The 13,943-nt window shown below is 61.1% G+C and carries 15 protein-coding genes; 5 read left to right on the top strand and 10 right to left on the bottom strand.

What is annotated here, in order from left to right; all coding sequences use genetic code 11:
• Positions 1-28 precede the first annotated feature (28 nt).
• Positions 29-1,477, bottom strand: coding sequence for a tRNA uracil 4-sulfurtransferase ThiI (thiI, locus tag AC6BYQ_RS10745; protein WP_004940377.1), 1,449 nt, complete (start codon positions 1,475-1,477; stop codon positions 29-31).
• A gap of 160 nt (positions 1,478-1,637) precedes the next feature.
• On the opposite strand from thiI, the gene xseB reads away from it, so the two are divergent.
• From xseB to AC6BYQ_RS10725, 4 genes are all read left to right on the top strand, one after another.
• A complete protein-coding gene (gene xseB / locus AC6BYQ_RS10740; protein WP_015376838.1) occupies positions 1,638-1,901 on the top strand; it encodes an exodeoxyribonuclease VII small subunit in 264 nt (87 codons plus the stop codon).
• Between the two features lie 5 nt (positions 1,902-1,906).
• On the top strand, positions 1,907-2,827 hold the full coding sequence (ispA, locus tag AC6BYQ_RS10735; RefSeq protein WP_019454202.1) for a (2E,6E)-farnesyl diphosphate synthase: 921 nt from the start codon (positions 1,907-1,909) through the stop codon (positions 2,825-2,827).
• Between the two features lie 34 nt (positions 2,828-2,861).
• Positions 2,862-4,727: a 1-deoxy-D-xylulose-5-phosphate synthase gene (gene dxs / locus AC6BYQ_RS10730; protein WP_154747579.1), complete on the top strand. Its 1,866-nt coding sequence runs from the start codon at positions 2,862-2,864 to the stop codon at positions 4,725-4,727.
• A 107-nt stretch (positions 4,728-4,834) separates the two neighbouring features.
• Positions 4,835-5,809 carry an aldo/keto reductase gene (locus AC6BYQ_RS10725; RefSeq protein WP_498056859.1) on the top strand — a complete coding sequence of 325 codons (975 nt, stop codon included), beginning with the start codon at positions 4,835-4,837 and terminating at the stop codon, positions 5,807-5,809.
• 33 nt (positions 5,810-5,842) lie between these two features.
• Here the strand turns inward: AC6BYQ_RS10725 and pgpA are convergent, their stop codons facing one another.
• From pgpA to nrdR, 6 genes are all read right to left on the bottom strand, one after another.
• Positions 5,843-6,337, bottom strand: a complete 495-nt coding sequence (gene pgpA, locus AC6BYQ_RS10720; RefSeq protein ID WP_019454205.1) for a phosphatidylglycerophosphatase A — start codon at positions 6,335-6,337, stop codon at positions 5,843-5,845.
• On the bottom strand, positions 6,330-7,322 hold the full coding sequence (gene thiL / locus AC6BYQ_RS10715) for a thiamine-phosphate kinase (RefSeq protein ID WP_019454206.1): 993 nt from the start codon (positions 7,320-7,322) through the stop codon (positions 6,330-6,332). Before thiL ends, pgpA begins: the two co-directional genes overlap by 8 nt.
• Before the next feature lie 51 nt (positions 7,323-7,373).
• On the bottom strand, positions 7,374-7,790 hold the full coding sequence (nusB, locus tag AC6BYQ_RS10710; RefSeq protein ID WP_004940384.1) for a transcription antitermination factor NusB: 417 nt from the start codon (positions 7,788-7,790) through the stop codon (positions 7,374-7,376).
• A 20-nt stretch (positions 7,791-7,810) separates the two neighbouring features.
• On the bottom strand, positions 7,811-8,281 hold the full coding sequence (gene ribH, locus AC6BYQ_RS10705; protein WP_004940385.1) for a 6,7-dimethyl-8-ribityllumazine synthase: 471 nt from the start codon (positions 8,279-8,281) through the stop codon (positions 7,811-7,813).
• Between the two features lie 107 nt (positions 8,282-8,388).
• Positions 8,389-9,498, bottom strand: coding sequence for a bifunctional diaminohydroxyphosphoribosylaminopyrimidine deaminase/5-amino-6-(5-phosphoribosylamino)uracil reductase RibD (ribD, locus tag AC6BYQ_RS10700; RefSeq protein WP_033642057.1), 1,110 nt, complete (start codon positions 9,496-9,498; stop codon positions 8,389-8,391).
• A 10-nt stretch (positions 9,499-9,508) separates the two neighbouring features.
• On the bottom strand, positions 9,509-9,958 hold the full coding sequence (gene nrdR / locus AC6BYQ_RS10695) for a transcriptional regulator NrdR (protein WP_004940387.1): 450 nt from the start codon (positions 9,956-9,958) through the stop codon (positions 9,509-9,511).
• A gap of 176 nt (positions 9,959-10,134) precedes the next feature.
• Here nrdR and AC6BYQ_RS10690 point away from each other — a divergent pair, with 176 nt between their 5' ends.
• Entirely contained in the window at positions 10,135-10,695 is a 561-nt protein-coding gene (locus AC6BYQ_RS10690) for a SadB/YajI family lipoprotein (protein ID WP_498056858.1), read from the top strand.
• Positions 10,696-10,759: 64 nt separating this feature from the next.
• Here AC6BYQ_RS10690 and secF read toward each other — a convergent pair whose 3' ends face one another.
• The 3 genes from secF to yajC are packed head-to-tail and all read right to left on the bottom strand — an operon-like array spanning position 10,760 to position 13,943.
• Entirely contained in the window at positions 10,760-11,728 is a 969-nt protein-coding gene (gene secF / locus AC6BYQ_RS10685; RefSeq protein ID WP_019454209.1) for a protein translocase subunit SecF, read from the bottom strand.
• Positions 11,729-11,738: 10 nt separating this feature from the next.
• The gene (gene secD, locus AC6BYQ_RS10680) at positions 11,739-13,586 is read right to left on the bottom strand and encodes a protein translocase subunit SecD (protein ID WP_071845087.1); all 1,848 of its coding nucleotides are present in this window, start codon (positions 13,584-13,586) and stop codon (positions 11,739-11,741) included.
• 24 nt (positions 13,587-13,610) lie between these two features.
• Positions 13,611-13,943 (bottom strand): preprotein translocase subunit YajC, encoded by a 333-nt coding sequence (gene yajC / locus AC6BYQ_RS10675; protein ID WP_004940391.1) that lies wholly within the window; start codon positions 13,941-13,943, stop codon positions 13,611-13,613.

Genomic DNA, 13,943 nt, shown 5'->3' with positions numbered 1-13,943 from the left:
GCCCTTATCGTTTATGGCGCTCCGCGCGTTACGGGCGATAAACCTTCACGTTGCTGAAACCCTGCTCCAGCAGGTACAGCGCCTGCAGACGGCTCATCACGCCGCGCTCGCAGTACAGCAGATAGGTTTTGCTCTGATCCAGATCGCCGAACTGGGTGCTCAGCTTGTAGAACGGCAGCGCTTTCACTTCAACCTGTTCCAGCTGCAGCGGCTTCTCTTCCTGTTCGTCGTTGGAACGGATATCCAGGATCACCTCGTCGGCACCGAAGGCCGCGACGGTTTCCACCTCGGTCACCTGCTCCTGCGCCTGCTCGGCGATAGAGCGAATATCGACGTTCTTGGCCTCGCTCACCACCCGATCGAGAATGCTGAAATCGAAGTGGCTCTCTTCCTCTTCAATCTTGGCCTTGACGGCTTTCACCGTCGGGCTCTTCGAAATCACGCCGCAATATTCCGGCATGGTTTTGGCGAAGTCTTCGGTGCCGATTTCGCGCGCCAGCTTGATGATGTGCTCTTTATCGTGCGAAATCAGCGGACGCAGGATCAGGGTGTCGGACGCGTTATCGATCAGACGCAGGTTGGTCAGCGTCTGGCTGGAGACCTGCCCCAGCGCCTCACCGGTCACCAGCGCCTGCACGCCGTAGCGTTCGGCCACTTGCGAAGCGGCACGCACCATCATGCGCTTGAGCACCACGCCCATCTGACCGTCGTCGACTTTCTCCAGGATCTCACCCACCACCGGCTCGAAGTCGATGGCGACGAAGCGCACCTTGTGCGAACTGGCGAAGCGATTCCACAGATAATGCGCCACCTGCTTCACGCCGATCTCGTGCGCGGCGCCGCCCAGGTTGAAGAAGCAGAAGTGCACGCGGCAACCGCGACGCATCAGCATATAGCTGGACACGCCCGAGTCGAAACCGCCGGAAATCAGCGACATCACGTCTTCCTGGGTGCCGACCGGGTAACCGCCGATGCCTTCGAGACGGCGTTTGACCAGCATCAGCTTGTCGTCTTCGATCTCCAGGTTTACCGTGACCTGCGGGCGGGTCAGGTTAACGCGCGCGCTCTCGATATGCTGATTCAAACCGCCGCCGACGTAGCGCTCCACGTCCTGTGAGTTGAACGCCTGCTTGCCGCGGCGCTTGACGCGCACGCAGAAGGTTTTGCCTTCCAGCTGGGCGCGGTAGGCTTCCAGCGTCTGCTCGAAGATGTGGTGGATATCGGTATAAGCGCGATCTTCCACTTCCAGAATATGGTGGATGCCGGGAATGCGCGTCAGCGCGTCGGCGATGATCGGCCGCTGGTTTTCATCTTTGGCGCGAACTTCGATATGATCCCAGTGACGGACGACCGCCAGCGTTTCATCATACTGCTTCAGGACGTTGCGAATATTGGTCGAGAGAATCTTGATAAAGCGCAAGCGCACAGATTGGCTCTTGATGGTGATTTCCGGGAACAATTTAATGATAAACTTCATGGCGGTCTTTGTTGTCAGATAAGAATTACGGCGCGGAGTATATCACCATATCGCCGTGCTCTGCGCACAAAACCACACATGAGCGCCATGATTTGCTAATCAAGATCCGCTAGGATAGGCTCTGGCGCCACGGTTCACATGATGACGTAAAAAGAAAATTATGCCGAAAAAACCAGCACAATCAGCCAGTACAGAGCAAACTGCCAGCTTTGAAAGCGCCCTCGGCGAGCTGGAAAGCATCGTGACGCGTCTGGAGTCAGGCGAACTGCCGCTGGAAGACGCGCTGAACGAATTCGAACGCGGCGTGCAGCTGGCGCGTCAAGGCCAGCAAAAACTGCAACAGGCGGAACAGCGTGTGCAGATACTCCTTAACGACAGCGCCGATGATGCGGCGCTGGCGCCTTTCACACCGGATGCCGAGTAACCGACATGTCTGAGATCGCCCCATCGGCCGCTTTTGCCGATCAATTGCAGATGTTCCGCCAGCGCGCCGATCGCGCGCTGCTGGATTTCATCGCCCCGCTGCCGTTCAACGACGGCAACATGGTGGCGGCGATGCGTCACGGCGCCTTACTGGGCGGCAAGCGCCTGCGCCCGTTCCTGGTGTACACCACCGGCCAAATGTTCGGCGTGTCGCTGACCAACCTGGACGCGCCGGCGGCGGCGGTGGAATGCATTCACGCCTACTCGCTGATCCACGACGATCTGCCGGCGATGGACGATGACGATCTGCGCCGCGGCCAGCCGACCTGTCACATTAAATTCGGCGAAGCCAACGCTATCCTGGCCGGCGATGCGCTGCAAACGCTGGCATTTTCAATCCTGGCCGATGCCGAGATGCCCGACGTGGCGCTGCGCGATCGGCTGGCGATGGTCTCCGAACTGGCGAGCGCCAGCGGCGTAGCCGGCATGTGCGGCGGCCAATCGTTGGATCTGGAAGCCGAAGGCAAGCACGTCGACCTGCAGGCGCTGGAGCAGATCCACCGCCACAAAACCGGCGCGTTGATCCGCGCGGCGGTGCGACTGGGCGCGCTGAGCGCCGGCGAAGCCGGACGAGCGGCGCTACCGCAGCTGGATCGTTACGCCGCTGCGGTCGGCCTGGCGTTCCAGGTGCAGGATGACATTTTGGACGTTGTCGGCGAAACTGAGAAAATCGGCAAGCGCCAGGGAGCGGACCAACAACACGGAAAGAGTACCTACCCGGCGTTACTCGGGCTTGACAGCGCGAAAGCAAAAGCGTGGGATCTCTATCAGGAAGCATTAGCTGCATTAGACACTTTGGCAGCGCAATCTTATAACACAGCGCCATTGCGAGCGTTAGCCAGCTTCATTATTGAACGCGACAATTAACGTGTGACGTTAACTCCTCTGATATGAGTATCGAATGAGTCTTGATATAGCCAAATACCCAACCCTGGCGCTAGCGGAAAACCCCGAGGAACTCCGTTCGCTGCCCAAAGAGAGCTTGCCGAAGCTGTGCGATGAGCTGCGGCAATACCTGCTGAACAGCGTCAGTCGTTCCAGCGGCCACTTTGCCTCCGGGCTGGGTACCGTCGAACTGACGGTGGCGTTGCATTTCGTCTACAACACGCCGTTCGATCATCTGGTGTGGGACGTCGGCCACCAAGCCTACCCGCACAAAATTCTGACCGGTCGCCGCGACCGCATCGCCACTATCCGGCAAAAGAACGGCCTGCACCCCTTCCCGTGGCGCGCCGAAAGCGAATACGACGTGCTGTCGGTCGGCCACTCGTCGACCTCGATCAGCGCCGGCCTCGGCATGGCGGTGGCGGCGGAGCGTGAGGGCAAGGGCCGCCGCACGGTGTGCGTGATCGGCGACGGTGCCATCACCGCCGGCATGGCGTTCGAAGCGATGAACCACGCCGGTGACATCAACCCGGACATGCTGGTGGTGCTGAACGACAACGAGATGTCGATCTCGGAAAACGTCGGCGCGCTGAACAACCATCTGGCGCAGCTGCTGTCCGGCAAACTTTACTCCACCCTGCGCGAAGGCGGCAAGAAAGTGCTGGCCGGCGTGCCGCCGATCAAGGAGCTGGTGAAACGCACCGAAGAGCACCTGAAAGGCATGGTGGTGCCTGGCACGCTGTTCGAAGAGCTGGGCTTCAACTACATCGGCCCGGTAGACGGGCACGACGTGCAGGGGCTGGTCGCCACGTTGAAAAACATGCGCGATCTGAAAGGCCCGCAGCTGTTGCACATCATGACCAAGAAAGGCCGTGGTTACGCGCCGGCGGAGAAGGACCCAATCAGCTTCCACGCGGTGCCGAAGTTCGATCCCGCCAGCGGCACGCTGCCGAAAAGCGCCGGCGGTCTGCCGACCTATTCGAAAATCTTCGGCGACTGGCTGTGTGAAACCGCCGCCAAAGACAGCTCGCTGATGGCGATCACCCCGGCGATGCGCGAAGGCTCCGGCATGGTGCAGTTCTCCCGCGACTATCCGCAGCAGTACTTCGACGTGGCGATCGCCGAGCAGCACGCGGTCACCTTCGCCGCCGGGCTGGCGATCGGCGGCTACAAGCCGGTGGTGGCGATCTACTCCACCTTCCTGCAGCGCGCCTACGATCAGTTGATCCACGACGTGGCGATCCAAAACCTGCCGGTGATGTTCGCCATCGATCGCGGCGGCATCGTCGGTGCCGACGGCCAGACCCACCAGGGGGCGTTCGATCTGTCGTTCATGCGCTGCATCCCGACCATGGTGATCATGACGCCGAGCGACGAGAACGAATGCCGCCAGATGCTGTATACCGGCTATCACTACAATGCCGGCCCGAGCGCCGTGCGTTATCCGCGCGGCACCGGTACCGGCGCGGCGCTGGAGCCGCTCAGCCTGCTGCCGATCGGCAAAGGCGTGGTGCGCCGCCAGGGGGAAAAGATCGCCATTCTCAACTTCGGCACCCTGCTGCCGGAGGCCGCGCAAGCGGCGGAAGCGCTCAACGCCACGCTGGTCGACATGCGCTTCGTCAAACCGCTGGACGAGGAGCTGGTGCTCGAACTGGCCGCCAGCCATGACGCGCTGGTCACGCTGGAAGAGAACGCCATCATGGGCGGCGCCGGCAGCGGCGTCAACGAACTGCTGATGGCCAAACGCCGTCCGGTGCCAGTGCTGAACCTCGGCCTGCCGGACAGCTTCGTCTCGCAGGGCACCCAGGAAGAGCTGCGCGCCGATCTGGGGCTGGACGCCGCCGGCATTCAGCGCCAAATCGAAACCTGGCTGGCGCAGTAATCGCCGCCCGCGCCTGAAAAAACGCCTCCGCTCCCGGGGGCGTTTTCATTTCCGCCCTCCGGGATCCGCGCTACAGTTACTGTCTGAGCTGTGAATGGGAGGCAAGCATGAAGTACCTGAAACTGGGCAACACCGATCTGAACGTCTCGCGCATCTGCCTGGGTTGCATGACCTACGGCGAACCGAGCCGCGGCAATCACGCCTGGACGCTGCCGGAAGAGAGCAGCCGCCCGCTGTTGAAACAGGCGCTGGAAGCCGGCATCAACTTTTTCGACACCGCCAACAGCTATTCCGACGGCAGCAGCGAGGAGATCCTCGGCCGGGCGCTGCGCGACTATGCCCGCCGCGAAGACGTGGTAGTCGCCACCAAGGTCTATTTCCCGCTGAGCAATCTGAAGCGCGGTTTATCGCGCGCCAACATCATGCAGTCCATCGACGACAGCCTGCGCCGTCTCGGCACCGACTATGTCGATTTGCTGCAAATCCATCGCTGGGATTACGAAACGCCGCTGGAAGAGACGCTGGAAGCGCTGCACGACGTGGTGAAAGCCGGTAAGGCGCGTTACATCGGCGCTTCCTCGATGTACGCCTGGCAGTTCGCCAAGGCGCTGTATACCGCCGATCTGCACGGCTGGACGCGCTTCGTCAGCATGCAGGATCAATACAACCTTATCCAGCGCGAAGAAGAGCGCGAAATGCACCCGCTGTGCGCCGCCGAAGGCATCGCCGTGCTGCCGTGGAGCCCGCTGGCGCGCGGCCGCCTGACCCGCCCCTGGGGCGAAACCACCGCGCGGCTGGTTTCCGACCAGTTCGGCAAGAGCCTGTATGAGGAAACCGAAGGCATCGACGCCATCATCGCCGAACGCGTCGCCAGCCTCGCCGAAGAACGCGGCGTCTCGCGGGCGCAGATCGCACTGGCCTGGCTGCTGAACAAACCGGCGGTCAGCGCGCCGATCGTCGGCGCCTCGCGCAGCGAACAGCTGGACGACGCCATCGCCGCGGTCGATTTGAGTTTGTCGCCGCAAGAGGTGGCAGAACTGGAGACGGCTTACGTGCCGCATCGGGTGACGGGGTTTGAATAAAGAGCAGCGGGTGCGAAACACCGCGCCCGTCTGTCAGAACAACCCGATCGGCCAGTGGTGCCCAATCAGGTAGATGATGCCGGCGGACAACACGCCGGCGATGATGTCGTCGACCATGATGCCCATGCCGCCATGCACGTTGCGATCGAACCAGCGGATCGGCCACGGCTTCCACATGTCCAAAATGCGGAAGATGACGAAACCGGCGGCGACCCAGCGCCAGTCGTTGACCGGCAGCGCCATCAGCGTGATCCACATGCCGACGAACTCATCCCAGACGATGCTGCCGTGATCGTGCACCTTCATGTCTTTCGCCGTGCGATGGCAAATATAGACGCCGATGCAGATGCTGAACATCACCGCCAGCGAGTAGAGCTGCCACGGCAGTTGGATCAGCAACAGCCAGAACGGGATCGCCGCCAGCGATCCCATGGTGCCCGGCATGATCGGCGACAAACCGCTGCCGAAGCCGGTGGCCAACAGGTGCCACGGATTGCTCATCCGCAGCCGGCGCTTGGCTTCATCCATGGTTGCCCGGCTCCGCATTGAAATGGTCGAACCCGACCCAGTCCAGCTCCACCGCCTCGTCGTTGCGATAATAGCGAATGCCTTCAGACAGCGGGCCAATCTGGCCGATACAGGTGTAGTCGGCCCCGAGATGGCTCAGCGCCACTTCCAACGCGCCGCGGTTGATTTCCGGCACGGTGAAGCACAGCTCGTAATCTTCGCCGCCCGCCAGCGCCCAACGCAGCGCCTGCTCGGCATCCGCGTGGCTGCTCAGCGCCTGCGACATCGGCAGCTCGTCCAGCACGATGCGTGCGCCACAGTCGCTGGCCTTCAGGATGTGTTTCAGATCGGAGATCAGGCCGTCGGAGATGTCGATCGCCGAGCTGGCCAGATCGCGCAGCGCCTGCCCCTGCAACACCCGCGGCTGCGGGCGCAGATGGCGAGCGATCAGGTAATCGCGCGCCGCCGTATCCGTCACCGCCAGACGATCCTGCAGGATCGCCAAACCGGCGGCGCTGTCGCCCAGCGTGCCGGTCACGTAGATCCAGTCGCCGATGCGCGCACCGCTGCGGGTCAGCGCCCGGCCGGCCGGGATCAGCCCCTGAATGGTCAAGGTCATGCTCAGCGGGCCACGCGTGGTATCACCGCCGATCAGCTGCATACCGTAATAGTTGAGCTGATCGAACAGGCTGTCGCTGAAGGCCTTCAGCCAGGGTTCGTCCACCTCCGGCAGCGTCAGGGCCAGCGAAAGCCACGCAGGATCGGCGCCCATCGCCGCCAGATCGCTGAGATTGACCGCCAGTGCTTTGTAACCAAGATCGGCCGGATCGATGTCCGGCAGGAAGTGAATGCCCGCCACCAGCGTATCGGTACTGACGGCCACCAGCTGTTTTTCCGGCACTGCCAGCAGTGCGCAGTCATCTCCAATGCCCAACTGTACATCCCGGCGCACGCGCTTAAACCGGTCAAAATAGCGGGCAATGAGGTCAAATTCGCCGCATGCCATATCGATATTCCACTAGAAGAAATTAAGGCCGGGGATACCGGCCTTAATGTTTTACTTTTTCTTGCGAAGGGTTGGCGCTACTTTATCCAGCACCCCGTTCACAAACTTGTGGCTGTCTTCCGCGCCGAAGGTTTTCGCCAGTTCGATCGCTTCGTTGATCGCCACCTTGTAAGGGACATCCTCGCGCATTTTCAGTTCAAACAGCGCGACGCGCAGCACTGCGCGCTCCACCTGGCCCAGCTCTTCGAGCTGACGCGACAGGTATGGCGCCATCAGTTCGTCCAGCATACCTGCATTCACTGCCGCGCCGGACAGCAACTCGCGAAAATAGGCGACGTCAACATCTTTGACATCCTGCTCCGTCAGGAACTGGTGTTCAACATCGGCAAGGTCGTTTTTAGACAACTGCCAAGAGTAAAGCGCTTGAACAGCGCACTCACGAGCGCGGCGACGAGCAGCAGGTTTCACGGAATTCCCCTTAACTAAATTCAGGCTTTAATAGCTTTGATAACATTAATCATTTCAAGTGCGGTCAGCGCGGCTTCAGCGCCTTTGTTGCCCGCTTTGGTGCCGGCGCGTTCGATCGCCTGTTCGATGCTTTCGGTGGTCAGCACGCCAAAGGCAACCGGGATTTCGGCATTCATCGCAACGTTGCCGATGCCGGAGCTGGCTTCGCCCGCCACATATTCGAAGTGCGCGGTGCCCCCACGGATAACAGTGCCCAGCGCGATAACCGCGTCGTATTTGCCGGTTTTGGCCAATACGCTCGCCGTCAACGGCAGCTCGTAAGCGCCCGGGACCCAGACAACGGTGATGTTGTCGTCAGCAACCTGACCAATGCGTTTCAGCGCGTCGATGGCACCTTCCAGCAGGCTGTCGTTGATGAAATTGTTAAAACGTGCAATTGCGATCGCCACACGGGCATTTGGAGTAGCAACAACACCTTCGATAACTTTCATGGGCTTTCCTTAAAAATGGGTTCAATACCCCGCAGGGGGGCGGATTCTATCATATTCTTTCATCGCCTGCGCGGCGCTTTTGTAAAACCGGCGCGCGGGCGCGAGATTCAGTGTTTCGCCCGCAGGCGCAAACGCAGATCGGGGCCAACCTGCCGCACGTCGCTAAAGACGAATTCCGGCGCGTCGGCCAAACGCTCCAGGCCCGGCAAATGACACAGGCCGCGGCCATTATCGCCCAACAGTTTTGGCGCGATGTACAAAATGAGCTCATCCACCAGGCCGGCCTGCAGCAGCGCACCGGCCAGCGTCGCCCCCGCCTCCACCCAGATTGAATTCACCTGGCGCTTGGCCAACAGCATCATCATCACCACCAGATCGACCCCGCCACCGTGCGCCGGGCAGATGAACTGCTCGACGTCTTGCGGCCAGGCCTGTTCATCCGCCTGCAGGCGCGCCAGCCAGGTGGCGCCCGGCTGCTGCACCACGCGGTGTTGCGGGGTAATGCGATTTTGGCTGTCCAGCAGGATGCGCAGCGGCTGACGCAGATTTTCGCGCGGATAGAGGCGCTGGGTTTCGGCGTCCAGCTCATCCCAACGCACCGTCAGCGACGGATCGTCCGCCAGCACGGTGGCGCTGGTGCTGAGAATCGCGGCGCTTTGCGCGCGCAGGCGCTGCACGTCCTGACGCGCTTCGGGTGAAGTGATCCACTGGCTTTCGCCGGAGGCCATCGCCGTGCGGCCGTCCAGCGACGCACCCAACTTCAGCTGTACATAGGGGAAACCGGTGCGCATGCGTTTGAGGAAGCCCAGGTTGACCGCTTCGGCTTCGGCCAGCATCAGGCCATGACGCACTTCGACGCCGGCCTGCTGCAGCTTGTACAGCCCGCGCCCCGCCACCTGCGGATTGGGATCTTGCATCGCCGCGACCACCCGCGTTACGCCGGCGGCCACCAGCGCATCGGCGCAGGGCGGCGTGCGGCCGTGATGGCTGCACGGTTCGAGCGTGACATAGGCGGTGGCGCCGCGCGCCTTGTCGCCCGCCATGCGCAGCGCATGCACTTCCGCGTGCGGCTCGCCGGCGCGCAGATGATAGCCTTCACCGACAATTTCGCCGTCGCGCACGATAACGCAGCCGACGTTCGGATTGGGCGCAGTGGTGAAACGCCCCAGCCGCGCCAGCTCGAAGGCGCGCGCCATGTAAAATTCGTCGTGATGCATGAAAGATCCTTTAGTCTTGCAGGCGGGCGATCTCTTCGCCGAACTCGCGCACGTCTTCGAAGCTGCGGTATACCGACGCAAAGCGAATGTAGGCCACCTTATCCAGCTTTTTCAACGCGTCCATCACCAGATTACCGACTAATTTGGTCGGCACTTCGCGTTCGCCGGTGGCGCGCAGTTGGGATTTGATATGGTTAAGGGCGTTTTCCACGTCGTCCGAGCTTACCGGGCGCTTCTCCAGCGCTTTCAGCATGCCGCGACGCAGCTTGTCTTCGTTGAACGGCTCGCGCACCTCATCGCTTTTAATCACTCGCGGCATCACCAACTCGGCCACCTCGAAGGTGGTGAAGCGTTCATTGCACACCAGACACTGGCGGCGGCGGCGCACTTGCGAACCGTCCCCCACCAGGCGGGAATCAATGACTTTGGTATCAACGGCGGCGCAGAAAGGGCAATGCATAACACGTCCTGATAAACTTTTTTTATAGATAAATGCAGTTTAACCCGAAGTGCAGCCACAACAAAGGGCGGCGGCCATTTGTTGCGACAGGCGGCGGGAAGGCGGCGTCGATATGACTTTCACCGCCATGCGGGCTAAGCTTGATAGCAGGAGATTCAGCATAGGAAATCGCCGTCATGACAACCCGTTACCCAAAAATCGGCCTGCTAGCCGCCGCCCTGTTGCTGGCGAGCTGCGCGCACAACCCCGCCGTGCCACAGCTGCGCCATCAGGTCGCCGCGTTGAACCAGAAAGTAAGCGTGCTGACCGACCAAACCACCGCGCTGGAGCGACAGAATCTGCTCAATCAGCACTCCGACAACGGCGTCTACCTGCTGCCGGCGGCCCGCAGCGCCGCCCGTTTGCAAAGCGGCATCGGCGAGCTGAGCGTTTCGCTGAGCCACATCAAGAGCGAAGCCAACGGCACGCAGGCGCAACTGCATGTGCGCATCCTCTCACAGGCCACGCTGCCGCCGTTCAAAGCGGTGGTGGAATGGGGCCCACTGGATGAAGCCACCGGCCGGCCGTTGACCGCCGAGGCGCTGTCGCAACCGATCGCCAGCGCCGACTCGCTGCTGCCGAAACCCGGCCAGGACTTCGAGCTGCGCTTCAGCGGCCTGACGCCGGAACAATTGGGCTACATCCGTCTGCACAGCCTGGTTTCGACCGCCCAGCCGGCGGTGGTGCAGCCGCGCTGAAACCGAGGCAAAAAAAAGGAGCGCCCATCGGCGCTCCTTCTCATTTCGCTGAATACTGCGGCGATTAAGGCAGAATCGAAGGCTGATCGGCGCCCTCTTTTTCCACTTTTTGCTGCAGCATGTGTTCGCGTTTCATCCCCAGTTTCAACGCCAGCGCGGACGCGACGTAGATAGAGGAAACGGTACCGATCGACACGCCGATCAGCATCGCCAGCGAGAAGCCTTGCAGCATCGCGCCGCCGAAGATGTACAGCATCAGCACCACCATCAGGGTGGTCCCGGAGGTCATCAGCGTACGGCTCAGCGTCTGGGTCAACGACACGTTCATGATCTCGTAAGGCGTGCCGCGGCGGATCTTGCGGAAGTTCTCACGAATACGGTCAGATACCACGATGCTGTCGTTCAGCGAGTAACCGATAACCGACATCAGGGAAGCGACGATGGTCAGGTCAATCTCGATGTGGAACAGCGACAGCACGCCCAGCGTGATGATCACGTCGTGCGCCAGCGCGATAACCGCCCCCAGCGCCAGGCGCCATTCGAAGCGGAAACCGACGTAGATCAGGATACAGATCAACGCCACCAGCAGCGCCATGCCGCCGGTTTGCGCCAGTTCGCTGCCCACGCTCGGGCCGACGAACTCGATGCGCTTCACGGTGGCGTTCTTATCCACCGAGTCGTTGATCACGCCGATCACCTTGTTACCCAGCTCCTGGCCTGCGGTGCCGGTCGCCGGTGGCATGCGCACCATCACGTCGCGGCTGCTGCCGAAGTTCTGGATGATCGGATCCTGGAACCCGGCCTTCTCCAGCGTATCGCGCATCAGGTCAAGGTTAGCCGGCTTCTCCAGGTTGATTTCAATCACCGTACCGCCGGTGAAATCCAGACCCCAGTTAAAGCCGCGCACCGACATGGTGGCGATCGACGCGACCAACAGCACCAACGAGATGCCGAAGGCCACGTAGTCCCAGCGCATAAAGTCGTAGACTTTACGGCCGTAGTTGAGTTGCTCAACAGTATAATCCTGTGCCACAACGCACTCCTCAGATAGACAGCTTGTTAATGCGTTTGCCGCCGTAAAGCAGGTTGACGATGGCACGGGTACCGACAATCGCGGTGAACATGGACGTCGCCACACCGATAGCGGTGGTGATCGCAAAGCCCTTGATCGAACCGGTGCCGACTGCGTACAGGATGACCGCGGTGATCAGGGTGGTGATGTTGGCGTCGACGATACTGGAGAACGCGCCTTTATAGCCCTCATGGATCGCCTGCTGAACGGACCTGCCGTTCTTCAGCTCTTCCTTGATACGTTCGTTAATCAGTACGTTGGCGTCGACCGCCACCGCCAGCGTCAACACGATCCCGGCAATACCCGGCATGGTCAGCGTCGCCCCCGGCAACAGGGACATCACGCCGACGATCAGCACCAGGTTGGCGACCAGCGCCGTGGTGGCGATCACGCCGAATTTACGGTACCAGACCACCATGAAGACGATGGACGCCACCAGGCCCCACAGACAGGCTTCCAGGCCTTGGGTAATGTTCTGCTGACCCAGGGTTGGACCGATGGTGCGCTCTTCAACGATCTGAATCGGCGCGATCAGTGCACCCGCGCGCAGCAGCAGCGAAAGCTGACGCGCTTCGTTCGGGTTGCCGATACCGGTGATACGGAAGCTGTTGCCCAGACGCGACTGAATGTTCGCCACGTTGATCACTTCTTCCTGTTTCACCAGCACCGCGCGACCGTTGGCGTCTTTCTTGCCGCTATCCTTATACTCCACGAACAGGGTCGCCATCGGCTTGCCGATGTTGTCCTTGGTGAAGTTGGACATGGACGTGCCGCCGGCGCTGTCCAGCGAGATGTTAACCTGCGGCTGGTTGTATTCGTCGGTGCTCGAGGTGGAGTCGGTGATGTGGTCACCGGTCAGGATCACGCGCTTGTACAGCACGATCGGCTGGCCGTCACGGGTGTACTTCACCTCGGAATCGCCCGGCACGCGGCCGTTGGCCGCCGCAGTGGCGTCCGCATTGGTGTTCACCAGACGGAATTCCAGGGTCGCGGTGGCGCCCAGAATTTCTTTGGCGCGCGCGGTGTCCTGAATGCCCGGCAGCTCGACCACGATGCGGTCGGAGCCCTGGCGCTGCACCAGCGGTTCGGCGACGCCGAGCTGGTTGACGCGGTTACGCAGGATAGTGATGTTCTGCTGGACGGCGTATTCGCGCGCTTCGCTCAGACGGGCGTCCGTCAGGCTGGCTTTCATGGTGTTGGCGCCGTTGGCGGACAGCACCAGATCGCGCTGACGCGGGCCGATGTAGCTGATGGCCTGGTCGCGGGCCGCATCGTCGCGGAAACGAACTTCCACGCCGTTGTTGTCCAGCTTGCGGATAGACGCGTAAGGAATGCCCTTCTCACGCAGCTCGCTGCGCAGGGTATCCATGGTCTGTTCCTGCAGCTTGCTCAGCGCGGTGTCCATGTCCACTTCCATCAGGAAGTGCACGCCGCCGCGCAGGTCCAGGCCGAGTTTCATCGGCTCTGCGCCCAGCATGGCCAGCCAGGTCGGCGTGGCCGGCGCCAGGTTCAGCGCCACGACGAATTTGTCACCCAGCTCGGTCACCAGCGCTTCGCGGGCGCGCAGCTGAACGTCAGGATCTTTAAAGCGAGCCAGGATGGCGCCATTTTCCAGCGCAATCGACTTGCTCGCGATGTTGTCTTTTTCTAATACGGTACGGACCTGGTCCAGCGTAGTTTCACTGGCGGCGACGCCGCGCGCGCCAGTGATTTGTACGGCCGGATCCTCACCGTAGATGTTGGGAAGCGCATAAAGCAGACCGACGAGGATCACGACGATCAACATCAGATACTTCCACAAAGGATAACGGTTTAGCACGGCAATTCCCTTCGGGAAAAAAGATTACAGGGCCTTCATGGTACCTTTCGGCAGAACGGCCGCCACGAAGTCACGCTTGATCATCACTTCCGTGGTGTCGTTCAGCGCGATGGCGATGATGCCGGTGTCGGCCACTTTGGTCACGCGACCGATCAGGCCGCCGGTGGTCAGCACTTCGTCGCCTTTACCGATGGAGTCCATCAGCTTCTTGTGATCTTTCGCGCGTTTCTGCTGTGGGCGCAGGATCATGAAGTAGAAGATCAGGCCGAACACCACCAGCATAATGATCAGAGAGTACGGGCTTCCCTGAGCCGGAGCCCCTGCGGATGCGACGGCGTCAGAAATGAAAAAGCTCAT

Source organism: Serratia sp. LTN-2, assembly GCF_059740205.1.
Note: the sequence above shows the minus strand (reverse complement) of the source record. Positions and strands in the feature narration are given on the sequence as shown.